13 protein-coding genes and 1 pseudogene are annotated in these 24,402 nt (G+C 40.4%); 1 reads left to right on the top strand and 13 read right to left on the bottom strand.

What is annotated here, in order from left to right:
- Positions 1–35: 35 nt before the first annotated feature.
- Positions 36–2,278, bottom strand: a pseudogene (locus C2M30_RS08550) (DNA internalization-related competence protein ComEC/Rec2).
- Here C2M30_RS08550 and C2M30_RS08540 point away from each other — a divergent pair.
- Positions 2,258–2,770: a DUF2062 domain-containing protein gene (locus C2M30_RS08540; protein WP_010560030.1), complete on the top strand. Its 513-nt coding sequence runs from the start codon at positions 2,258–2,260 to the stop codon at positions 2,768–2,770. The pseudogene C2M30_RS08550 and the gene C2M30_RS08540 sit on opposite strands and share 21 nt — an antisense overlap.
- Positions 2,771–2,823: 53 nt before the next feature.
- Here the strand turns inward: C2M30_RS08540 and C2M30_RS08535 are convergent, their stop codons facing one another.
- The 12 genes from C2M30_RS08535 to C2M30_RS08480 all read right to left on the bottom strand — a co-directional run bounded on the left by C2M30_RS08535 (position 2,824) and on the right by C2M30_RS08480 (position 24,355).
- Positions 2,824–5,907 carry an error-prone DNA polymerase gene (locus tag C2M30_RS08535; protein ID WP_105171337.1) on the bottom strand — a complete coding sequence of 1,028 codons (3,084 nt, stop codon included), beginning with the start codon at positions 5,905–5,907 and terminating at the stop codon, positions 2,824–2,826.
- On the bottom strand, positions 5,907–7,301 hold the full coding sequence (locus C2M30_RS08530; protein ID WP_105171336.1) for a Y-family DNA polymerase: 1,395 nt from the start codon (positions 7,299–7,301) through the stop codon (positions 5,907–5,909). The genes C2M30_RS08535 and C2M30_RS08530 overlap by 1 nt, the downstream gene beginning before the upstream one ends.
- The gene (gene imuA / locus C2M30_RS08525; protein ID WP_105171335.1) at positions 7,301–7,987 is read right to left on the bottom strand and encodes a translesion DNA synthesis-associated protein ImuA; all 687 of its coding nucleotides are present in this window, start codon (positions 7,985–7,987) and stop codon (positions 7,301–7,303) included. Before imuA ends, C2M30_RS08530 begins: the two co-directional genes overlap by 1 nt.
- Before the next feature lie 195 nt (positions 7,988–8,182).
- Complete coding sequence (locus C2M30_RS08520; protein WP_105171334.1) at positions 8,183–9,934, bottom strand: DUF3466 family protein; 1,752 nt, start codon at positions 9,932–9,934, stop codon at positions 8,183–8,185.
- A gap of 11 nt (positions 9,935–9,945) precedes the next feature.
- Positions 9,946–11,856 (bottom strand): ATP-binding cassette ATPase Uup, encoded by a 1,911-nt coding sequence (gene uup / locus C2M30_RS08515; protein WP_105171333.1) that lies wholly within the window; start codon positions 11,854–11,856, stop codon positions 9,946–9,948.
- Positions 11,857–11,858: 2 nt separating this feature from the next.
- On the bottom strand, positions 11,859–12,083 hold the full coding sequence (locus tag C2M30_RS08510; protein WP_105171332.1) for a glutaredoxin family protein: 225 nt from the start codon (positions 12,081–12,083) through the stop codon (positions 11,859–11,861).
- Complete coding sequence (gene rlmKL / locus C2M30_RS08505) at positions 12,076–14,208, bottom strand: bifunctional 23S rRNA (guanine(2069)-N(7))-methyltransferase RlmK/23S rRNA (guanine(2445)-N(2))-methyltransferase RlmL (protein WP_105171331.1); 2,133 nt, start codon at positions 14,206–14,208, stop codon at positions 12,076–12,078. The genes C2M30_RS08510 and rlmKL overlap by 8 nt, the downstream gene beginning before the upstream one ends.
- A 66-nt stretch (positions 14,209–14,274) precedes the next feature.
- On the bottom strand, positions 14,275–14,808 hold the full coding sequence (locus C2M30_RS08500) for a cell division protein ZapC domain-containing protein (protein ID WP_105171330.1): 534 nt from the start codon (positions 14,806–14,808) through the stop codon (positions 14,275–14,277).
- A 114-nt stretch (positions 14,809–14,922) separates the two neighbouring features.
- Positions 14,923–15,933, bottom strand: a complete 1,011-nt coding sequence (gene pyrD, locus C2M30_RS08495; protein ID WP_105171329.1) for a quinone-dependent dihydroorotate dehydrogenase — start codon at positions 15,931–15,933, stop codon at positions 14,923–14,925.
- Between the two features lie 66 nt (positions 15,934–15,999).
- Positions 16,000–20,838: an NAD-glutamate dehydrogenase gene (locus C2M30_RS08490; RefSeq protein WP_105171328.1), complete on the bottom strand. Its 4,839-nt coding sequence runs from the start codon at positions 20,836–20,838 to the stop codon at positions 16,000–16,002.
- 203 nt (positions 20,839–21,041) lie between these two features.
- Positions 21,042–23,366, bottom strand: a complete 2,325-nt coding sequence (locus C2M30_RS08485) for an efflux RND transporter permease subunit (protein ID WP_105171327.1) — start codon at positions 23,364–23,366, stop codon at positions 21,042–21,044.
- Positions 23,367–23,368: 2 nt separating this feature from the next.
- On the bottom strand, positions 23,369–24,355 hold the full coding sequence (locus C2M30_RS08480; protein ID WP_010560018.1) for a WD40/YVTN/BNR-like repeat-containing protein: 987 nt from the start codon (positions 24,353–24,355) through the stop codon (positions 23,369–23,371).
- Positions 24,356–24,402 lie beyond the last annotated feature (47 nt).

The following is a 24,402-nucleotide window of genomic DNA, read 5'->3' as shown; positions in this document are numbered from 1 at the left end:
AGCGCTATGATGCAAAACCCAAGAATTTCGCAGTGTTAATCAACGAGAAACCAGTAATTTTGCTGTTTTGCATAACTAAGTGTATATCCGCTTGATGTAACCACTATTTTGACTGCGCCGCGCGAGGTTGCCACCTGCTTGGTGTCATATTCGGCATAACGCGTAACAACCGCTAAACTTGGTAATCGCCAACGATTATATGCATTCACAGAATGAACTACCCAACGTGGTTGCGTTTTATTAATAAAGCCTTCGGTTGATGAACTATTACTGCCATGGTGAGGTGAAATAAGCACATCGATATTCTGAATGCTCGGCTCTGATAACAACATATTCTCCCGCTCAGCTTCAATATCTCCTGTTAATAACAGTTTAAATTTGCCACTTGTGATAAGTAGAACACAGGAACTGTTATTATCACTGTGTGCTGTATGAGGTGCTGCAAACGACTTAAACCTTACATTTTCTAACCAATTTGCATTTATATTACAGGCTTTTTCAAACCCACTTATCGTGGAAAAATAACCAGCATGTCGTAAATCGGTTAACCCTCCACTGTGATCATTATCATCATGACTTATCACTGTTTTGATTAAGTTCAAACGGTTAATCGCTAAGGTGGGTAACACCAGATGATTAAAATAGCTGAAGTTTTGATATCGCGCACCTAAATCATAGAGCACCGCTTCACCTTGTTTACTTATGATCACCGATAAGCCATGACCTACATCCAATATACGTATTGTCAGGTTCGGCTCTTTATTAAGAGCATTGGCATAATAAAATACTAGAATAGGTAATGTCAGCAACGCGCTTCGATAATAATAAAGCAGCAATAAAACAGCAGCGATTGTTAGCATTATTAACTGCCAACTAATTTGAGGCACATAATGCCATGTTATATGTTCACCAATACGCTCGATATACTTGATAAGTAATTTCAATAGCGCATCCAGCCAACGATACGGAGTTGAAAAAGAAAACGCATAATCAACTAACACCACACAAAGCATTAATGGCATTACAAAGAACGAAAACAGCGGAATTGCTATAAGATTTACAAAAACACTCAATACACTGGTGCCGTTAAAAAACAACACAGTCAACGGCGCTAACGTAATGCTAATTACCAATTGAATAAATGCGAGTTGATACAGAGGACTGGAGATACGCCGCTTATTTGTCAAATCAAGGGCAGCCAGAATGCTGGCAACTGCGATAAATGAAAAATAAAAACCCGCACTTAACAATACAAATGGGTTAACTAATATAACCAGCAATAGCGCGCACAACAATGCCCGTTTACTGGTATAGCTGCGATTTACTAATAAGCATAAACACACTAATGCAATCATAATAAATGCACGTATTGCTGAGGTGGCATAATCAGCAGCGTGAAGATAAGTTGCGCACGCCGCTATGGCAATAAATAAGGTGTAATTCTCAGTGTATTGTGAGATGCAAATTTGCTCACAAGTAATAGCGCTAATTTCCCTAACCAAAATGAAAAGCCAAATACAATTGCCATATGTAGGCCAGAAACTGCAAATAAATGTGCAATTCCTAAGTTTCGAACTGCGCTTTTAATATTTGCAGGCATTGCACTTGTATCACCAAATAATACACCTCGATATAGCCAACTAAAGTTAGATAAACTCCCCAGATTAGTAATGTGCGACGGCGCAGCGCGTGTTAACACAGCAAAATCATCAGTTTTCGAAACGCTGCCTTTGTACTTTAATCCCACATAAAAATTATGTAAGCGCCTGTCAAACAATCCCTCATTTAACCTGGGTTTAATTGGTTTGAACTTGGCACGTATTGATATGGTGTCGCCTACTTTGGGGCTATACTGAGTATTGATTGCACGAGATATATAAACTTGTGCTCGCATTAACGCATAAGGCTTTAAATTCGTATGGGCAATTTTTGTTGTTTTAACAATTAGACGGTCATTAAATTGATAGTTATCTATTTGTTCTATAACCCCGTGCAGTACTTGTTTTTGTTGTAACTCGTCGTAGCTTAGGTTGCTACTATAAACACAGTGATAATATAAAATGGGGTAACTAGCACCGACTAGTAGCGTGATTATCGAGTAAAATTTGGCGGTGTTTTTTGTTGTAATAGCGACGATGACTAGTACAACCAGTATAATTGTCGAAAAAAAGACTAGCGTATTGAAGAAAAATAGTGACAATATGCAGCCAACAACAAAGCACACTATGCTTTGCCAAAAAGGAAGATGTAAACCGCCATGCCAAAAAAGACGATCCAAAAGCTGTTACCTGATCATAATAAGATTAAGCAAAACAAAACGCTTAGTATTTTTGGCGATATGTTACACGATGCAAATTTATGGCATTTAAATCGACGCTCAGCGCGTGGTGCATTTGCAGTTGGGTTATTTTGGGCATTTATTCCAGTTCCTTTTCAAATGCTGCTAAGCGCAGCAATCGCGATTCCATTTCGCGTAAATCTCCCGCTATCTGTAGCATTGGTTTGGATCACCAACCCTTTAACTATGGCACCGATTTTTTATTTTAACTACCTTGTTGGCTATTTGGTGTTAGGGCAACAAAAGCAAGATTTTACCTTCCAAGCAAGTTGGCAGTGGTTTGTTGACAGCTTATCAAGCATTGGTCCTGCGTTTATGGTAGGCAGTTTAGTGTGTGCAGCAGCAGCCTCTGCTATTGGTTATTTTGGTATTGATTATTTATGGCGTTATTCAGTACTAAAACAATGGAAAGCACGTAAACACAGAGGCTAACGCCATTTAACTTGGTATAAGATAAGCACTAACTGCATATTCTCATTTAAGCACTAATGAAACTCCCTAGATTTCGCGGCTAATTTATCTAACTTATCAGTTAGGTCGATAAGTTTGCCTGCAATAATATGAATAACATCGCCTTCTCGTTCTAATATTCCTTTAACTTGTAAAATTTTCGCGCCAAGAAATGCTTTTTTCTGTGCGTGTGATGTGCCCTGCCACACGACCACATTGATATTTCCTGTCGCATCTTCAAGCGTAATAAACGTCACGCCAGCTGCAGTGCCCGGCGCTTGTTTTCCTGTCACAACGCCAATCACTGTCACTAATGATTTATGTGTTTTTTCTGTTAACTCATTTGCCTTACAAAACGATGGTAATACTCCCTCAGCTTCTAATAAGTCAATTGGGTGTAAACCAAGGGAAAACCCGGTTGATTGATAATCTTCAACGACATTATCTAATTCACTGGGTGCTTGATGAAACGGCACTACTGGCTTTTGCTCTGTTGCCTGATTAGTGTTACAGCCGCTAAAAAGTGGTAAATCACTTTCACTGTTCATGATCTGCCAACGTGTTGCAAAGCGGTTTCCTGCAAGCACAGATAACGCGTTGGCACTAGCAAGTTGTGCTAATAATCGAGCTTTAATGCCTTGTTGTTTAAGCTGCTCAATACTTTCATAGCCTGTTTTAGGTCGCAGGCTGATAAGTTGTTCAATATCAGATGCAGTAACACCTTTAATAATACAAAAACCGATTTGTAATACATCTTTTTTAGTAATTGTATGTTGATAATATGAGTGATTAACACATACCGGAGCAATTTCAATATTGTGTCGTTTTGCATCTTGCAGTAACTGCGACACACTATAAAAACCAAGAGGCATGCTATTTAGTAAGGACGTATAAAATTCGACAGGATAATAGTGTTTAAGCCAAGCCGATACATATGCAAGCACGGCAAACGACGCCGAATGCGATTCAGGAAAACCATACTCGCCAAAGCCACATATTTGCTGATAAAGACGTTCTGCAAACTGCATTTGGTAACCTCGAGACAACATGCCATTTATCAGTTTTTGCTTAAACTTTTGTAATTCCCCTGACTTTTTCCAACTGGCCATCGCACGCCTTAACTGATCGGCTTCACCACCAGTAAAACCCGCGGCGACCATGGCTATTTTGATAACTTGCTCTTGAAAAATAGGTACGCCTAACGTACGCGCCAACACTTCTTTAACCTCATTTGAGGGATATGAAATGGCCTCAATGCCATTACGTCGCTTTAAAAACGGATGCACCATATCACCTTGAATAGGCCCAGGCCGCACTATGGCAATTTGGATTACTAAGTCGTAATAGCTTGCCGGTTTTAGCCTCGGTAGCATGCTCATTTGCGCTCGCGATTCGATTTGAAATACCCCAACCGTATCGGCTTTTTGGATCATCTGATAAACCGCTGCATCATCGCTTACCCGGGTAATATCAGCGATAGACAGCTGCCTTTGATGACGCATTTTAATTTCTTGAAAACATTTACGTATCGCATTGAGCATGCCCAAGGCTAAAATATCGACTTTTAATAAACCAAGGGTTTCTAAATCATCTTTATCCCATTGGATCACCGTACGTTCTTTCATCGCGGCATTTTCAACAGCAACCAGTTCATATAACGGGCCTGATGAAATAACAAAGCCCCCAACATGTTGCGATAAATGCCTTGGAAATCCTAAAATTTGCTCCGTGAGCGATACAAAGTGCTGGGCTTTATTTGATTGCGGATCTAAACCCAGCTGCTGTAACTGCGTTTGCCAGTGCGTTGTTTTATCTCGACGATTGATATTTTTAATAAAATATTCAAGCTTGCTGCTTTCAATATCCAGAACTTTACCAACCTCACGAATGGCACTTTTAAAACGAAAACTCACCACAGTAGCGGCTAATGCGGTGCGTTCTCTACCATATTTTTGATAAATATATTGGATCACTTCCTCACGTCTTTGATGTTCAAAATCGACATCAATATCAGGCGGTTCATTTCGCTCTTTACTAATAAAACGCTCAAACAATACGGCTATTTGTCGCGGGTCAACTGCGGTAATTTCAAGGCAATAACATACTACTGAGTTAGCAGCAGATCCCCGGCCTTGGTACAAAATGCCATTGTTTTTAGCAAACATCACAATGTCATGAATAGTTAAAAAATAAAATGGATAATCCAACTCTTCAATTAATGCGAGTTCTTTATCAATGGTCGCCTGTATATCCGCAGTGATCCCTTCAGGAAAACGATGCGCAATGCCCTGTTTCACTAATTGCCTTAAATAAGCTATTGCACTAACGCCTTTTGGCACTAATTCACTTGGATACTCATACCTCAATTCATCAAGGTTGAAATGACACCGGTTTGCAATAGCCGTCGTTTGTGCCAGAGCATCAGGTGAGAATAAACGTGACAACTTTTGTTTTTCACGTAATGCATATTCTTCATTGGAAAGTAGTTGTTGTCCTAATTGAGCGACGGTTTTACGTGCTTTAATGGCACTTAATACGTGCTGTAACGGTAACCTATAGGCTTGATGCATCAGCGCATGACCACATGCCACAGGCGTTATATCATATTGCGCCATCAAGCGTTGGCAGTGCTCCATATACTCTGACTCGTGCGCTAATAAAAAGCGTGTTAACCCCAGCCATAAACGATCTTCATGGTGTTTTTTAAGCCAATTAGCCCAATGATGATCGATATTTTCGCCCTTTGGTAACCAAATAAAAAGACAGTGTTTGATTGACATTAAATCCCACCGAGTCAGCAGATAGTTACCTTTTTCACTGCGTCGCCGTGCATTGGTGATTATTCGACATAACTCTGCATAAGCTTTTCTTGTTGGACATAACAAGACAACTGTTAAACTATCTTCAAGCGTAAATAAGCTACCAACAATTAACTTAATTGCCCGTTTGTGATTTTTAATCTCCCGGTATGCACGTACAACTCCAGCAACAGAGCATTCATCTGTAATCGCAATATGGGAGTAACCAAGGTTATCGGCAGTGGCAACCAGCTCTTCGGGATGTGATGCCCCATGTAAAAAAGAAAAATTTGATTGGCAAACTAATTCTGCATAATTCATTAGCTAAAAAACCCATGAATAAACCATTGTTTTTTTGGCGTACGAAAAACCCACAGCCACCGTCCACTCTCATCTCGTGCAATGAAATAATCACGAGCAACATTATTATTATCCCACCAACCCGTTACGATACGTTCAGGGCCGTGCGATATTGTGATCGGCTGAGTGAGTTCTACAGGTGAGCGCAACATAAAGCTTGGCCGGATTAACTTCATTTGTGGCACATTTGATAACGTGTGGAATGTATTCTCTTGGCTGGCTATTTCTGGCCTTAGATCATTATAAACAGTTAAGGTTTTAACCTGCTCCTGCCCTAGTTTTGCCTGTAATATTGCAGTTAACATTGCAGTATCTAAGCCTGATTTATGCTGTGAAAAAAAATCACCTTCTTCACCTAAATTAGATACAAGGTAATCACTTTTTATAGTTAATGCGATAACTGGTGCTGGTAACTCGGTATTTTCTAAACGTAATAAAAAAAGCGTTAACCAGTGCTCAGCGCGATATTCAGCATGCGCTGACGATAGTTCAAATACCAAATTGGCTACTTCTCTAAAATGCAAAATAAGGGTCACTTGCTTTGCTAACTTACAAGTAGAGAGTAAAAAAGCTTGTTGTTGCTTTAATACAAGAAAAAGTGGTTTTTCAAGGTGCTTAGTAAGCGATACTTCATAATGTAAGGTTAGTTGTTTTTCAAAATGAGTATCAGGTATGTAAAACGTTACTCGATGCGGATATTGGCCTGTTAATTTACCTACATACATTACTAATTCACGTGAGTAGCGTTTAGCTAACTCATCAAGCGATACACTCAACAACTGCTTAAAGTGCGTAATCCCTACGCGGGTTAGCAAAGCAATTTCTTTTGTAGTGATATCAGCAAATTGTAATGACAATAACGCAAGCTGATTACGCGCATTTTGCTGGTTTGTAAAAATCACATTAGTACCCGCTTGTGCTAATGCTTTTGCCAACAATGGTGAAGACCCGCTTGCGAAATAATACTTAATCCCCAATGTTTTTAACTGTGTTTCAAGCACATGCCAATACTGATCACTGTTGTTATATAAGGACTGCATACCATCACACGCTATCAGTAAACCTTTTGGCGGCATAATACAAATATCTGCAGTGTAGTTATAAAGTACACTGGCTATGCGCTTAAGCTCTGCTACTTCCACTTCTTCTTGATAAGGGTAAACCGCAAGATCAGAAACTAATAAACTAGCTTGCCCTAACCCTTGCCCTTGCGTTAATCCTTTTTTTTTAGCCGCCGTTGAAAGTTGTACTAAATTACCTTGGTGATTGGCCAAGGCAATTACCTCGGTGCTCGACATTGCAAATTGCGTATCGAGTTGTAACTGTGGAAAGTAAAGGTAAAGCCAATTTAACATTAACCAGCCTTATCAACCGGAAATGCAATAACATTGCTGATAGGCGAAGATGCAATGGTGCAATAAGGCCATGTCGTTTGCATATCAACAATAAAATAATCACTTGGCCAACCGCCTTTTCGACGGTTTATCTTTACTTTCAGTCCTTGTGGATGTGCTTGTAATGTTAAGCTTAAAGTGACAGGCAAACTCGCTTGACTGGTTTTATAGCTATTTAAGTAAAACAAACGGTTTTTACCCGATTTACTTGCTTGCTGAAAGCGCTGGATATGGGAAATCGTTAAATCTTGCTGCGGCCAGTAAATAACATCGCTGCAACTGCCACTTTGTAAACATTGTTCTACTGCCCAAAGCGCATCTTTATGTTGCTCAGGATACAATACTAACACTTGACTAACATCAACCCCTAAATGATGCAAAGCTGCACTGTTAACTAACGCAGGCGGTGAAATAAACACAATAAAACGGCTTTGCCGCATTTTAAAACTGGGTGCAATCAATCGAAGTTCACCAATGCCAGGACTACTCAATAGTTCTATCACGCCATTAGTGGGCATACCGCCAGCGAGCTTTTCATCTAAAACCGCAAAGCCCGTTTGATGCTTTTCTATCTGCTCTGTTTGATTACGATTGGATGCATACCAAAGCAGGTTGCGATGATGTAATTGCTTGATCAGTGAATTCATGAATACACCAAAGGATTATACTGTATTTATATACAGTATAATCCTTTGGTGTTGAGGATCAATGGATCCGCAATAAAAAAGGCCAACTGTTTCTGCAGTTGGCCTTCAATCATAATTTTATCAATATGTTATGAATATGAGTTTATAGCTTATCTTTTAATAAACCCATCAAAACATTAGGGTATAAAACACTTACTATTTAAAAAAGCGTCGTCTAATTGCTACAAGTGGCAATAATAATAGCCCTAATGCACCAAACGATGCACCTTGGCGTTCATATGTTTCTTGCGCTTTCTCAGGACACTTCTCAGCTACACCCTCAGCGTTATATTTCAGCTTCACTGAAACAACCACACTTTCTTGCTCTACTTTGCCGTTAGCATCAACCACAACATTACCTTGAGCATCACGCTTATCTACTGTTTTGGTCGCAGTGCCATATACAGTACCATCATTTGAAATGCTGATTGCTTCCGCAACCACATATGGGAATGATGATTCACCATCGTTTGCAAAACACGGTAATAAGTCATTTAGATTAGTGAACGTGTCTTTATTAATATCGTAAATAAACGCTTCTTGACGACGGCTTGCTGATGAACTTGTTTCGACTTCGCCTTGACCAATAATCAGGCCATTATCATTTATGTCTGTCGCAACCACAGAGCTGCTTTTAAAAAAGTCTGTTGGGAAAGTTGTCTCGCCGGTTGCAACATTATGATAAAAGAACTTATTGCGCGCAGTGTTCTCAATATTTTTAGAGGCATAACCTGTGATAATATTACTGTTATTGATAGCTACTGCTCGACCACCAGAAAGGTAGTCGTATTCGTTAATAAACTCTACAACATCTCCATCTTTGTAATACACTGGATATTGTCTAATGCTGTCACCATCACGGTATCTTACAACAGAATAACCTACCGCAATTTCGTTTTCATTAACCGCTAATGCAGTACTACGCCACGCTCTCTTTTGCTCATCTTCATCAGGTACAATACCTAACCCAAGATCAACGGTTTCAATCACATTTAATGCATTATCTAAACGCCACATTGTTGCATGGCGGTTATAAAGAGGACGGCTTCCAGACGTGACATAACTTTCATGACATACTTCAACAGGTACTTTTTCGCCATCACAACTTTCATCTAGAGACTCTTGTGAATCAGAAGCAATACTTACTGACGTTTCACCCACTACTAAATAACCATCACTTACCTGAACGATGTTATACGCACCAGAAATACCACCATAAGTTGCTTCTGTTGGCATTAAATCAACTCGTTCACCGGTATTGGTCATTACAAAACCACGACGTGTAAAATCACGAATATAATGTGTTTCCGATTCAGTTTCGCCGTCTTCAGTAAATTGAATCTTAGTATAAGGCGCAGAACCCCAACCAGCTTTAACACCATCTTCTGCAATTGATGTTAAAATGTTCTCAACTGAGCGTGTTAAACCACCATCATAATCAGGGTGTTCAACATCATAAATAACGCGTTCTTGCGTTGAATCATTATACTCAACGGCAATATTGAATTCGCTAACTCTGCCACCTGATATTTTTTGGTATAAGCTGCTTGCGTAATATTCACGTAAGAAATCTTGTAGGAATTGTTGCGCATCGCCATTAATATTGCCATTTTCGATATCGTCTAATGTGAAGGTAATTTCTTCATCACGATTTTCAAAAACACGTTCACGATTTCTATAAGCTGTCGTCATAGCAGAGCTTTCAAAATCTAATTCCGCAATATCAATAACAATATTGAATACGCCTTGCGCCATACCAACGGCTTGACCCGCTTCGTTTGCATCAGTTACATACGCGTGTTTAGCGTAATCTAGATTGCCAAGCTCTTCTAAAACATATGGAGTAGCGCCTTGAACCTGTGGCGTGATTGCAGCAAAAACTGCCGCTGCAAGTAATTTATATTTCATTTTTATTCCTACTACTGATCCTGTAATTGTTCCAATTCTTCCCAGCGCATAAAAGCGGTTTCAAGCTTCGACTCTGCTTGCTGTAATTGGTTCAAGGTTTTCTGAGTTTGCTCGCTATCTTGCTTGAAAAAATCGGGGGAGTTAACAACTTCTTGAAGTTCTTCAACTTCTTGTTCAAGCGATTCTAATAAAGCGGGTAGCTCTTCGAGTTCTCGTTTTAATTTGTATGATAACTTGCCTGCTTTTTTAGCTAAAGGCTTATCTGCGACTTTTTTGTCCTTTTCTGTGTCTTTTTGTTTTTGTTCAATTACTGTTTTTTCAGCAAGTGACTGCGCATAATTTTGGAAATCTTGGTATCCACCAACCACTTCCACTACTTTGCCATCACCTAAAAAGCCCCATACCATACTACAGGTATTGTCGATAAATTCACGGTCGTGACTTACAACCAACACAGTACCTTGATAATTAGCGAGAATTTCTTCAAGTAATTCAAGTGTTTCAACATCTAGATCATTGGTTGGCTCGTCGAGTACCAATACATTACTTGGTTTAACAAATAATTTTGCCAGTAATAAGCGGTTTTTCTCTCCACCAGATAACGACTTAACAGGTGAACGCGCTCGTGCTGGTGGGAATAAAAAGTCTTGTAAATAACCAAGCACATGACGACTGCGGCCACCGATGTTGACCTCTTGTTTACCGTCCGCAACATTATCTTGCACGCTGGCTTCTTCGTCGAGTACCGAGCGATACTGATCAAAATAAGCAACTTCTAAATTAACACCTTGCTTTACTTTGCCTGATTCCAGCGCTAATTCGCCAAATAAAATTTTCAGTAACGTTGTCTTACCAACACCATTTGGCCCTACTAACCCAATACGATCACCACGCATAACTAAGGTAGAGAAGTCTTTCACTATTGGCTTATTTGTAAAGCCTTGGCTAATGCCTTTAGCTTCAAATACTAACTTGCCAGAACGCTGAGCACTTTCTATGTTGAAATCGGCCTTACCTTGTTTTTCAACACGGGCTTTTCGTTCCACACGCAATTGTTTAAGTGCACGAACACGACCTTCGTTGCGCGTACGGCGCGCTTTAATGCCCTGACGGATCCATGCTTCTTCTTCCGCGAGTTTTTTATCAAACAAGGCATTTTGGCTTTCTTCAACTTTTAATGCGTGCTCTTTTTGCTCTAGGTATTTTTCATAATTACCAGGGTAAGAGACCAGCTTACCTCGGTCTAAATCAAGAATACGTGTTGCCATTGAACGAATAAATGCACGGTCGTGAGAAATAAATACGATCGCACCATTAAATTCTTTTAAGAATTTTTCCAACCACTCAATGCTGGCAACGTCCAAGTGGTTAGTTGGTTCATCCAGTAATAACAGATCTGGCTCACCTACCAATGCTTTCGCTAGCGCTACTTTTCTAAGCCAACCGCCCGAAAGTGAGGTTAAATCACTGTTTGGATCGAGTTCTAACTGACTTAACACTTGGTTTATTTGCGTTTCGAAACGCCAACCGTCGCTTGCCTCTAACTGAGACGATAAGCGCTCGAACTGTTTAAGTGTTTTTTCACTGTTATCTTGACTTAATCTCGCGCTCACTTCGTGATATTCAATCAACAGTGTCGCAATGTGCGGTAAGCCATTGGCAACATAGTCAAATACGGTGCCATTTGCACCTTTTGGTGGGTCTTGCTCAAGGCGCGCGACTTTTAATCCACTCAGACGGTTAATTTCACCATCATCCAGCTGAATTTGACTATCAAGCACTTTAAGCAAGCTTGATTTACCAGCGCCGTTACGACCTACAATACATACCCGCTCGCCATTTTCAATCAGCATTTCTGCATTATCAAGCAATGGGTGTGTGCCGAACGCTAACTGCGCTCCTGTAATTCTAATTAAATCCATGATTATTTATTTTTTAAAATGTCTTCAAGATCAAATGGCCAAAATAGTTTTGTGCCAGTGCTAAACTCAGCTACCGGAATCGTCGTCTGGTACTCAGCCATTAACGTTTCATCGTCAACAATGTCGACTAAATCTAGCTCTGCAGCTAAGCCGGCTTGCACAAATAATGCATGCGCTTGCTCACATAAGTGACAACCCTCTGTGTGATACAGCGTTATCTTAGGCATTACGGATAAGCCACGCGTTGTGAATTTGCTTGTTGCGTTTAAAATCAGGCGAAAGTGTTTTATCGCTGATATTTTCTGCTATCAAGCCAAGGTCAAGTAAGCCTTCTTCGTTCATCGTAAAACCGCGCTTGTTATTTGAAAACAACAAGGTACCGTTTGGTGCCAAAATACGTTTTACCCAGGTAAACAACTTAATGTGGTCACGCTGAACATCAAACTCTTTTTTCATGCGCTTTGAGTTTGAAAATGTCGGCGGATCTAAAAAGATAAAATCAAACTGACCTGTTGCTTGCTCTAACCATGCAAGGCAATCGGCTTGCTCGAAGTGATAGCGTGGGCTGTTAAGGTTATTTAACGCAAAGTTTTCACGGCCCCATTTTAAGTACGTGTTACTCATATCAACACTGGTCACCGATTTTGCACCACCTACCGCTGCGTGCGTTGATGCGCTACAGGTATACGCAAACAAGTTAAGAACACGTAAATCTTTGCAATTTTGCTGCATATAACGACGTGCTAAACGATGGTCTAAAAATAGTCCTGTGTCTAAATAGTCGTGTAGATTAACTTTAAACTTCACACCGTATTCTTCTACCGTCATATTATTTTTTGACTTGTCGGTACGCTGAGCTTTTTGATACTGCGATGTGCCCTTTTGCTGCTTACGCTGTTTTACAACAATGTTGCTTGGTGCGATATCGAGGGTTTGCGCGGATAAATAAATAATATCTTGTAAGCGCTTTTCTGCGGTGGCTTCATCAATGGTTTTTGGTGGCGCATATTCATAAATCACCAAGTACTCGTTATAAACATCAACGGCAACGTTGTACTCTGGAATATCCGCATCGTATAAACGGTAACAGCTAACGCCTTCTTTTTTAAGCCATGATTTAAGGCCTTGACGGTTTTTCTTAAGGCGATTAGCAAACGCCATCGAGCCATCGTAGTTAAGTTTAGTTTGGCTTGATTGCTCAGTGTTTTTCTCGTCTAAATCATAAAGATTAAGCACACAATCTAACGGACCATTTTTCAGTTTGTACTGCTTTTTCTTAGCAAGTTTTAAGAGGGCTAACAAACTAACGTCGGTTGCAAATAGCGCCAAATGCCAAAATTTAAAATGTTTTTTAAACGCATCGCCTAAGTGACGATATAAGTTAACAAGTTCTGCTTTTTCACCTAAACGCTCACCATACGGTAAGTTAGATAGCACCACCCCAGGTTGTTTTGCTACAGCAGTGAGTTTATTGGCATCTGCTTTTTTTAACTGAATAAACTTTGCAAAAGGTAAATTTTCAATATTATTTTGCGCTTTTTGTAATACGCGTTCATCAATATCATTACCAATTAAATACAACTTTTGATCGGTTTGTTGCTCTTTAAGTTCTTGCTTTAGTTCTTTGAATTTTGCCGCGCGAAACCCCGGAAGTGATTCGAACGCAAAATGTTTGCGATATAAACCCGGTGCAATATTCCACGCCATCATCGCCGCTTCAATTAATAGCGTTGCTGAACCACAACAAGGGTCAAACAACGGGCGCGAGGTATCATTTAGCCAACCTGAACGACTCACTAACGCCGCCGCTAAGTGTTCTTTGATCGGTGCATCGCCTTGATGAGGACGATAACCACGTTTCGAAAGGCCAGGGCCTGAAAAGTCGATATATAAAGCACATTTTTCTTTATTTAAACGACCAACAATACGCACATTAGGTGATGTTTTAGAGATGCTAGGACGTTGTTGGTGGCTTGCAAAGAAAGAATCAACAATTGCATCTTTTACTACCAGTGTTGAAAACTGAGTATTTTTCAGTTCACGGTTAGTACCGCTAAAATCAATTGCAAACGTTTGTGTTGGTCCAAAGTACTCTTGCCAATCAAACCCTTTAGCAAGCGCGTATAAATCATCTTTGGTATTAACAGTATCCGATTCGGTCAACAACATCATAACCCGTGTCGCATAGCGACTCGCTAAACACAGTGTTTGTGCTTGTTTATTGGATGCGTTAAAACGAATAGAACCGATACTCTGTTTAGTAATTTCAGCGCCAGTCGCTTGAATTTCAGTAGCGAGTAAATTTTCAACACCAATCGACGTTAGTGCAATAAAAGAAAGCGAATTGCTCAAAGCAAAAAACCCAGTTAAAAAATCTGGCTGAAGTATAACAGTTTTAAATTCGAGTAGCGATAAAGCCTAGGCGCGTTTTAGCTGTGATTGGTTGATTAAGATAGGATTTACACGATCGTTAAGCACTTTAATGGTTTCAAAACGACTTAATGCAAAATTATCGTCTAGTTGCATTTGATGCTCTAAAAACATGCACACACTGGCATCATTACCGCATTCAATAATCAAAAACTGACCGCTTTGCTTCTGTGAATTCAGGGTAATAATCGCTTCGGTACTTGGGGTGTGACCTTGATAAGGTTTGAAAAACCAACTTTTCGCAAGAACTGGTTTAAGGTGTAGTTTGGCTGCTGTCGCATGTAGTGCAATAACGGCTATTTCACCTTCACTCCAAATGCTAAAAGCTGAAAGATAATGACAAATTTGCTCGTACAGGGCGGCATCTTCGAGGCTAAAGCAACTGCCCTCGATTGCTGCTTGCGTAAGTTGACGCGTTTTATATGGCATAACAAGCTCTTCGCGTGTTGATTCGACATACAACACTAAACGGTTTCGCTCTTTACACGTTAGCCAACGCCAATCTTTCCCTGCTTGCAACATAATATCAAAAAATCCCCAAAACATGACATCTTGAGGATTATAGAGCTATGGTACTAAAAATAAACTATTTTTTAGAATATTTTCAATAGGATCATAATGTTAAATAACTGATCCTTATAAGGCGTTTATGATCTTTTTGATCATAGGTGGTCCTTGGTAAATAAAACCAGTGTAGACTTGCACTAAATCAGCGCCAGCGGCGAATTTTTCTTTCGCTGATTCGGCTGAATCAATACCGCCAACACCGATAATTGGCAACTCACCGTTAGTTAAGCGTTTAATTTCTTTAACTATTTCTGTAGATTTCTGACGAACTGGATGACCCGATAAGCCCCCTGCTTCATTCGCATGTTGCATGCCTTCTACTGCGCTGCGATCAAGCGTCGTGTTAGTTGCAATCACGCCGTCAATTTTATTATTGATCAATGATTCGGATACTTGCTGAACTTGAATTTGATCAAGATCCGGTGCAATTTTAACTAACATAGGTACTTGTTTACCGTGTTTTGCTGCTAAATCAAGCTGCTCATTCTTAAGTGAACCAAGTAAATCATCTAGCGCCTCACCATATTGTAAGTCACGTAGTCCAGGGGTATTAGGTGATGAAATATTCACCGTAATATAAGATGCACTGGTAAATACTTTACGCATACAGTGAATGTAGTCGTCTTTACCTTGCTCATTAGGCGTGTCTTTGTTCTTACCAATGTTAATGCCTAATATGCCTTTGAATTGCGAATTTTTTACGTTCTCTAGTAAGTAATCAACACCTTTATTATTAAAGCCCATACGGTTAATCACCGCATTAGCCTGAGGTAAACGGAAAATACGCGGTTTGTCGTTACCTGCCTGTGGGCGTGGTGTCACCGTACCTACTTCAATAAAGCCAAAGCCCATTTGTGAAAAGGCATCGATGCATTCGGCATTTTTATCAAGACCCGCAGCAAGACCAACTGGATTTGGCAATTCTAAACCTAAAAACGTGGTTGGTTTACTTGCAACCGATTGAGACCAGCACATCGATAACGGTGTATTGGCAAATCGCTTTAGGTTTGATAAAGCAAAGTCATGCGACCATTCAGCATCTTTACTAAACATAAAACGACGCGCTAAATCATAAAACATAATTGTGTTGACCTCTTAATAAAAAAATACCCCGGAAAATTCCGGGGTATTGTATCTAAATTTTTGTTATTGCGCAGTATCGCAATTGTGGCTTAGTAGCATTAATTCGCGTAATGCCACCGAGAATTTTGCAAAGTCGTGTGTTTGCGACGTTTTAAACTCAGCCAACATATGCTGCCAACGCTCAAGCAGTACTTGGTGCTCGTTCATCCAGCTTTCAATGATGGTATCAACATCACAACCCGCTGTTTCACAATTATTAAGCACAACTTGTGAAAGAGAACGCTGCTGCCAATCTAGCTCTTCACGGTACGATGCACGTGCAAGTGCTTGCCAGTGGTTGGCAACCGGTTGCTTAGTAATTTGATCTAAGAACCAGTGTAGACCCATGCCCGCACCAAGCTTGAAGTAAGTTTCAGAAACTTGTGAAATTGGTTTACTTGATGCATCTGCTACTTGCGCTAAGTCCATCACTGAGAACAAGCTTGAAAGTTGTGCAATGCGCTTAGCCAGTGCACTTGGTACACCTTCTTTTGCCAATAAGTTAATTTCTGTATTCAGTTTTTCAGCTTCTTCGTCAACCATATACGACGTGATGTTTTCACTTAAGTCATTAAACGCAGGTGCAAAGAACTCGATTGTTTGTTCAATGTTGAGTGCTTTGTTGCGGTGACGTAAGAACCAACGTGTCGCGCGACGTACAGTACGGCGTAATTGATACAACATTTCTGTTTGTACAATTGACGGGATCTGGTTATCAAGTGCAGAGATATCTTGCCATGCATTACCCAATTCAAAGACTGCTTTAGCCATTGAGTAACAAAGTACAATTTCGCTTACTGGTGCACCTGTCTCTTCGCTCATACGAACGATAAAGTTCAGACCCATATCATTAACGATTTGGTTTGCTAGTTTAGTTGCAATGATTTCACCGCGCAGTGGGTGGTTATCCATCGCATTGTTGAAACGTTCGCGCAGCGGTGCTGGGAATGCATCAACTAACAAGCTTCTGTAATACGGATTATCAGTGATTTCTTCGATTACAAGCTGCTCTTTAAGCACCATTTTAGCGTATGAAACAAGTACAGAAAGCTCTGGACGCGTTAAGCCCTTACCTGCTGCTTGACGTTCTGCTAACTCTTCGTCTGACGGTAAGAATTCGATATCACGGTTAAGTTTGCCATCTTTTTCAAGCGCGTGAATAAAGCGAATTTGCTCTTTAAGCGTTTGTGGACCTTTTAACTGTGTTACAGAAATTGTGTGCGTTTGACGGTAACAGTCTTTTAATACCATCTCTGATACTTCATCCGTCATTGAATAAAGTAATTCGTCACGCTGTTTCTTAGTTAAATCACCTTCAGAAACCAGACCATTTAATAAAATCTTAATGTTTACTTCGTTATCTGAACACGCAACACCACCCACGTTATCGATGAAGTCTGTGTTCATGCGACCACCGTTAGCAGTGAATTCGATACGACCTAATTGCGTTGCACCTAAGTTGCCGCCTTCACCGAAGATCTTCGCGTTCAGCTCTTCACCATTAACACGTAGCGCGTCGTTTGCACGGTCGCCCACATCAGCATGGGTTTCAGATTTCGCTTTAATGTAAGTACCAATACCACCGTTCCAAATTAGATCTACCTGCATCATTAAGATTGCACGTAACAACTCATTTGGTGTCATTGTTGCTTTCTTAGTACCTAGCATTTTCTTAATTTCAGGCGTCAGTGTAATTGATTTCGCACTACGTGAGAAAATACCACCGCCTTGAGAAATTAGATCTTTGTTATAGTCTTCCCACGATGAACGTGGTAATTCAAACATACGCTTGCGCTCTAGGTAAGAAGACGCTGCATCTGGATTCGGGTCGATAAAGATATGCATGTGGTTAAATGCAGCTTGCAGACGAATATGCTTAGATAACAGCATACCGTTACCGAATACGTCACCAGCCATGTCACCAATGGCAACACAGGTAAAGTCAGTCGTCTGACAATCAATGCCGATTTCGCGGAAATGACGTTTAACTGATTCCCACGCACCTTTCGCTGTGATACCCATAGCTTTGTGGTCGTAACCAATTGAACCGCCTGATGCAAATGCATCACCTAACCAGAAACCGTATTCTTCAGAAATGCCATTTGCAATATCCGAGAAAGTCGCGGTGCCTTTGTCGGCTGCAACTACTAGGTATGGGTCGTCTTCGTCATGACGTACAACATCCACAGGCGGTACAATTTCACCGTGGTGAATGTTATCTGTGATATCTAATAAACCACGGATGAATAGTTTGTAACACTCTTGACCTTCTTTAAAGAAGGCTTCGCGATCAGTTGGCAGCTGTTTACAAACAAAACCACCTTTTGAACCTACAGGTACAATTACGGTGTTTTTAACTTGCTGCGCTTTAACAAGACCTAGTACTTCTGTACGGAAATCTTCACGGCGGTCTGACCAACGTAAACCACCACGAGCAACCTTGCCACCACGTAAGTGAACACCTTCAACACGCGGCGAGTAAACAAAAATCTCAAACGCAGGCAGTGGTAATGGCATTTCAGGAATTAGGCTTGGTTGAACCTTAAATGAAATGTAAGACTTGTTGATGCCGTCTTTATCTTTTTGATAGAAGTTAGTACGCAGTGTTGCACCAATCATATCAACGTAAAGTCGAATAATTCGGTCATCATCTAAGTTCGCAACGTTATCAAGTTCAGCAATAATATCGTTAACGATTTTCTCATAGCCTTTTTCAGTAAACTTAGACTTAGGTGAGAACTTCTTATCGAATAATTTTACAAGTAACTGTGCAATATGTGGGTAGTTTTCAAATGTGCTTTCGATGTAGCTTTGTGAGAACGTCACACCAATTTGACGCATGTATTTTGCGTAGGCACGAATGATCGACGCTTCGCGTCCTTTTAGGCTTGCCGCAAGAACAAGTTTGTTGAAACCATCATCTTCAAGCTTGTTGTTCCATACATTAAGCAATGCAAGTTGGAAACGCTCCGACACCTTCGAGAAATCGTCAAGGTCATCGTTGCTCATTAGCATGCTGAAATCCATAATCCAGTTTACTTGACCATCTTCGGTCTTCACTGAATACGGTGTTTCACCAATAACACGAAGACCAAAATTCTCAATAATTGGCATTACATCTGATAAGTGAATTGGTTCGTTTTTGTGATATAGACTTAAACGTACCTGATTTGTATTGGCACTTTCTTGTGGACGGTAAAACAGCATTGCAAGCTTGTTTTCGTCTGACAAGCTTTCTAGCTTTTCAATATCAACAACAGCAGCACTTGGCAGTACTTGTTCACGGTAGGCACTAGCAAAGGCTTTAGAATACTTACGAGCAAGTTCATTGCCGCGCGATTCGCCTGCACGCTCTAGTAATGCACTGTGAAGTTTATCTTCCCATGTACGGGCCGCTTCAATTAGGTTTCTTTCGATTTGTTTCACTGTATATTCAACATTTTGGTCGCAACCACGTACCGTATAATGCGTACGTGCTAGCATTGATTCTGAGAAGAAGGTGGTAAACTCAACTTTTTCGTTTGAGCCAAACGCATTCGCAAGAATGTTTTGCGTTTCACGACGCAATGCCGTGTTATAGCGCTCTCTTGGTACATAGACCATGCACGAGAAGAAACGACCATAGGTATCTTGGCGTACAAATACACGTGACATATCACGTTCTTGCATATGGTGAACGCCAAGAGCAACTTCTAATAATTCTTTTTCGCGTGCTTGTAATAACTCATCACGTGGGTACGTTTCTAAAATATTAAGTACCGCTTTGTATGCATGCGTGCCCGGCGCAAAGTCTGTCATATCAAGTACGCGCTTGATCTTACTTTTTAGTACCGGTACGTCTGCTGCACTGTTGTTATAGAAGCTTGAAGAGAACAAACCAATAAAGCGATCTTCACCAATTACATTGCCTTCGTCATCGAAACGTTTAATGCCGATGTAATCAATATAAGCTGGACGATGAACGCGTGAAAGTGAGTTTGTTTTGGTAAGGATAAGCAAGTTATCACTGTGTGCTTCTTTACGTGCAACTTCTGGTAAATCAGAAAGGCGACGAGATTTAGTCTCATCTGATAACTTCATCATACCTAAGCTTGTATCAGCCACACCTGTTAACTGATAGTCACCTTTAATCGGTGATAAGTCGTATTGGCGATAGCCCATAAGTGTGAAGTTATCTTTTGCTAACCAATCTAAGAACTCAACTGTTTCTTTAACTTCAGTTTTATTTTTAATGCCTTTACGTTTTGGTAGCGCTTTGCTGATAGACACAAGTTTATCTTTAATCGCTAACCAGTCTTCAACGGCTACCGACACATCTGCCAACACTGACTCTAACTCTTTTTTAATAGATGCAATAACCGACTTATCAGACTGACGGTCGATTTCAATAAAGAACACGGTTTTGTTTGAGTCAGACTCTTGCTCTGTCTTCATACCAGACAATGCAGAGATTAAACCATCTTTGTCGCGCTTAATTTTTAACGGAGAGTGAAGTAATAAGTGTGAAACAATATTTTCACGCGCCAAAGCCATGCGAACAGAGTCCACTAAAAACGGCATGTCTTTTGCGATTATTTCTACGATTGTGTGAGAGGATTGCCAACCATTATTAGCGAGTTCTGGATTAAATACACGGATAAGCGCTGTATCATCAGTGTGTTTTTCCAAGCTATTCCATAAGCTAAGCGCTGCGCCATATAAGTCACTGTCATTACGGCTTGCTAAGTCTTCAGTCGACATATTACTGTAGAGTGTTTTAGCAAACTTTTCGACAAGCGACACATTTGTGGCTTTTACCTTACTACGGATCAAAGACGATACGTTTTCAAGTAAAACTGAGGTTTGGCCTTCTTGTTGAGTCATTATGTGTTCCTTATCTATACCTACCTGTGAACGGTAACTATTTGCAGTCTAACAAACTGCAATGGAGTCAGGTGAATTCTAACTCTTTTAGCATAGATATAAATAGCATTTTTTGTAGCAAACCAGTACATATTTCAACCAGTTGGCTTACTATTCACAAAATATAGATAGAAATGGCCATTTCTGGCCATTTCAGTACACATTTATTCAGAAGTTTTTTTGCGCCACAGTAGTGTACCTAGCGCTGGTAGGAGGAGTACAGCACCTAACATGTTGACCAAAAACATAAAGGTTAGCAGAATTCCCATGTCCATTTGGAACTTAAGTGCAGAAAATACCCAAGTGCTTACACCAACAGCTAAGGTAATACCGGTAAACAGTACCGCACTGCCACGCTCAATCAACGCACGGCGATATGCTTCTGTTAATGGTACGCCTTGACGCAATAACCCACTCATTGACGACAGAATGTAAATACCATAGTCAACACCAATACCAACACCCAGTGCAATTACCGGTAATGTACTTACTGTTAAACCAATTTCTAGCGACACCATCAGTGCTTGTGCAAGTGTTGACACCACATAAAGCGGTAACACTACAGCAATGGTGGCACGTAACGAACGGAAACTGATTAAGCAAAGTAAAATTACCGCACCGTAAACGTAAATCATCATCGGCAATTGCGCTTCACTTACTGACTCGTTTGTCGCAGCCATAACGCCAACAGGACCCGACGCTAACTTAAATTTAAGTGTGTCTGTGCCCTCTTCTTGTGCAAATTGCTTAACCGCATCGACAACGTGATTAATCGTTTTCGCTTTATGGTCTTCAATAAAGGCAACAATTGGCATCACAGAGCAATCGCTGTTCAATAAACCTGAGCTTGTTTCAACGCGGCTAGACGCTTGAACAAGTGACGCCGTGTTGCGCGGCAGAGTCTGCCACTTTAAATTACCTTCGTTGTAACCAGCGTTAACCTGCTGTGCGATACTGCTAAGAGATACAGCCGATTGCACACCGTCAACGTTTTGTAATTTCCATTGGAAACGATCGATTCGCTCCATGGTGTCGTGGAAAGTACACGCTTCAGGCTCTGCCTCAACAATCACTTTTAAAATATCTACCGAGATCGAATATTTATCGGTGATAAGGAATGTATCTTGGTTATAACGGGCATCTTCATGAAGCGACGGCGCACCTGCATGTAAGTCACCAATTTGCATTTCGTTTGATTTGATAAAACCAAATACAAAAAGAGCAGCAGCAATAAATAAAATCGCCTTGCTCGCTTTTGGCTCAGTGGCTTTAACAAGCATTTCACGAATACCCGCAAATGCGTCGTGCGTCTCGCCATTACCATCATCAACACGCTTCATTTTGGTGTAATCAAGGTAAGAGGCAATCACGGGTAGTAATACAAGGTTGGTAAAGATAATTACTGCTACACCAAGGCTCGCTGTAATCGCAAGCTCACGAATAATACCAATGTCGATTGATAATAATGTGATAAAACCAACAGTGTCAGACAATAATGCGATACCACCAGGAACAAGCAATGCAGCAAAACTAGATTGCGCGGCAACCTTATTAGACAAGCCCTTAGCCACTTTCTGACCAATACTGTTGATCATCTGCACACCATGGCTTACACCGATAGCAAATACCAAAAATGGTACTAAAATTGACATTGGATCAAGACCAAAGCCAACTAAATTTAATAAGCCAAGTTGCCAAATTACGGCGATAAGTGAGCACACAATTGGTAACACGGTTAGCTTCATACTCTTACAGAAAAGCCATACCATCACCGTAGTAATCAAAATCGCAATTAAGAAAAACAACACAACGTCTTTAGCGCCATCGGCAACATCACCTGCCATTTTAGCGAAACCGATAATGTGAATAGATACGTTATCAGTGGTAAATTTGTTACGAATTTCCGATTCAAGCTTTTCAGCAAATACTAAGGTATCCAGTTTTTCTTGCGTCTTTGGATCCGTTTCCATTAACTGAGCTGTTACCATAGCGCACGAATAATCGTTCGCTACCATACGGCCAACAACTTTTGCTTTTTCAATGTTTGATTTAACAGTTGCTAGACCGCGCGCATCAGCTTTGAAATCTGCTGGAATAATTGGTCCACCGGCGAAGCCGTCTTCAACTACTTCAACAAAGCGCGCGCTCGGTGCAAATATCGAACTTACAAGCGGTCGATTAACACCCGGAATAAAGAATAACTGATCGTGCACATTTTTAAGCTGGGTAAAGAACTCTTCATTAAAAATGTCACCACGTGTATCACACACTGAAATTAAAATACCATTAGCACCGCCAAATTGCTTTTCGTGCTTAAGGTAGGTTTTCATGTACTCGTGGTTTAACGGAATATTCTTATTAAACGACGCATCGAGTTTAATTTGAGTAGCTTGGAAACCTAAAAATACAGTGGCCGCAATAAAGATAAACAATACTGCTAAGCGGTGTCTAAAAAGACTTGTTTCTATTTTTGTTAATAATGAATTCATAATTACTGCACGCTAAGTTTATGTATTCCCGCTTCTGATGCGACGATTAATTCATTATTATTCTTCGCACCCGCCAAAAGTGATTTGCCGTCTTTTGTAACAAATTTAACTAACTGGTTATCACTGTAGGTAAACCACACACCACTATTTGCTAAAAGCACCGCTTTATTACCGACAATTTCAATATTATTTATTGATGCTGTGGTGTCAGTTTCTAATTGTGTCCACTCAACACCATCAGTGCTAGAAAACGCAGTACCGCGCAAGCCACCGACTAAGTATTGATTATCTAATTTATTGAATGAGAAAAATGAACCGGCATAGATTTCATCTAAGCGTTGCCATGTTTTACCCATATCGCTACTGGTTGCCATTAAACCGAGCTCACCCACTAGCCACAGTGTTTCGCCATCTAAAAATATTTTATTAAAATGCGGTAGAATCGCTTGGGTTTCTATTTTGTACCCTTCTGGATCGGATTCTTTTAGGTCATTCAGATATGCACGGTCTTCTTCATACAACAGCGAATCATAAAATTCTTTTTGCCATGTTTTACCACCATCAGTTGTGCGATAACTTAAGCCATACGCGCCAATTGCTAATCCGTGGTTGGCATCAAAAAACAGAATATCAAGTAACGGCTTATCTAATTCAGGTAAAAACTGCTGAATTGTCCAATTTTTTCCGCCGTCTTTAGTATGCAAAATCGTTGCGTCGTGGCCTACCGCCCAACCAACATTTGCATTTATAAAATAAACACCCGTTAGCAAGCTTTGTACTGGAGAGTTTGCTTGTAGCCATTCTTGGTTGTCATTGCTATAAACAATGTTTCCCCACTTACCAACTGCCAAAGTTTGGCTGCCGACACGGGTAATATCGGTTAATAGATTTTTAGCCGCAAGTTTAGCTGGAATTGCCGCCTGTGGTGTTACTTGCGCAATTGCGCTAGTCGTCAATAGAGAGCCGATTAAAAATAGATATTTTTTCATATAGGTAGCGTTGTGAGAAAAACGGCCCTCGCGGGCCGTATTATTAT

It is taken from the genome of Pseudoalteromonas sp. T1lg24 (assembly GCF_002964745.1).
Lineage (GTDB): Bacteria > Pseudomonadota > Gammaproteobacteria > Enterobacterales > Alteromonadaceae > Pseudoalteromonas > Pseudoalteromonas spongiae.
Note: the sequence above shows the minus strand (reverse complement) of the source record. Positions and strands in the feature narration are given on the sequence as shown.

What these genes read in the sequence shown, in the direction of transcription:
- C2M30_RS08540 (WP_010560030.1), top strand. Translation starts at nt 2,258, where the DNA reads ATGCCAAAAAAGACGATCCAAAAGCTGTTACCTGATCATAATAAGATT.
- C2M30_RS08535 (WP_105171337.1), bottom strand. Translation starts at nt 5,907, where the DNA reads ATGAATTATGCAGAATTAGTTTGCCAATCAAATTTTTCTTTTTTACAT.
- C2M30_RS08530 (WP_105171336.1), bottom strand. Translation starts at nt 7,301, where the DNA reads ATGTTAAATTGGCTTTACCTTTACTTTCCACAGTTACAACTCGATACG.
- imuA (WP_105171335.1), bottom strand. Translation starts at nt 7,987, where the DNA reads ATGAATTCACTGATCAAGCAATTACATCATCGCAACCTGCTTTGGTAT.
- C2M30_RS08520 (WP_105171334.1), bottom strand. Translation starts at nt 9,934, where the DNA reads ATGAAATATAAATTACTTGCAGCGGCAGTTTTTGCTGCAATCACGCCA.
- uup (WP_105171333.1), bottom strand. Translation starts at nt 11,856, where the DNA reads ATGGATTTAATTAGAATTACAGGAGCGCAGTTAGCGTTCGGCACACAC.
- C2M30_RS08510 (WP_105171332.1), bottom strand. Translation starts at nt 12,083, where the DNA reads ATGCCTAAGATAACGCTGTATCACACAGAGGGTTGTCACTTATGTGAG.
- C2M30_RS08500 (WP_105171330.1), bottom strand. Translation starts at nt 14,808, where the DNA reads ATGTTGCAAGCAGGGAAAGATTGGCGTTGGCTAACGTGTAAAGAGCGA.
- pyrD (WP_105171329.1), bottom strand. Translation starts at nt 15,933, where the DNA reads ATGTTTTATGATTTAGCGCGTCGTTTTATGTTTAGTAAAGATGCTGAA.
- C2M30_RS08490 (WP_105171328.1), bottom strand. Translation starts at nt 20,838, where the DNA reads ATGACTCAACAAGAAGGCCAAACCTCAGTTTTACTTGAAAACGTATCG.
- C2M30_RS08485 (WP_105171327.1), bottom strand. Translation starts at nt 23,366, where the DNA reads ATGAATTCATTATTAACAAAAATAGAAACAAGTCTTTTTAGACACCGC.
- C2M30_RS08480 (WP_010560018.1), bottom strand. Translation starts at nt 24,355, where the DNA reads ATGAAAAAATATCTATTTTTAATCGGCTCTCTATTGACGACTAGCGCA.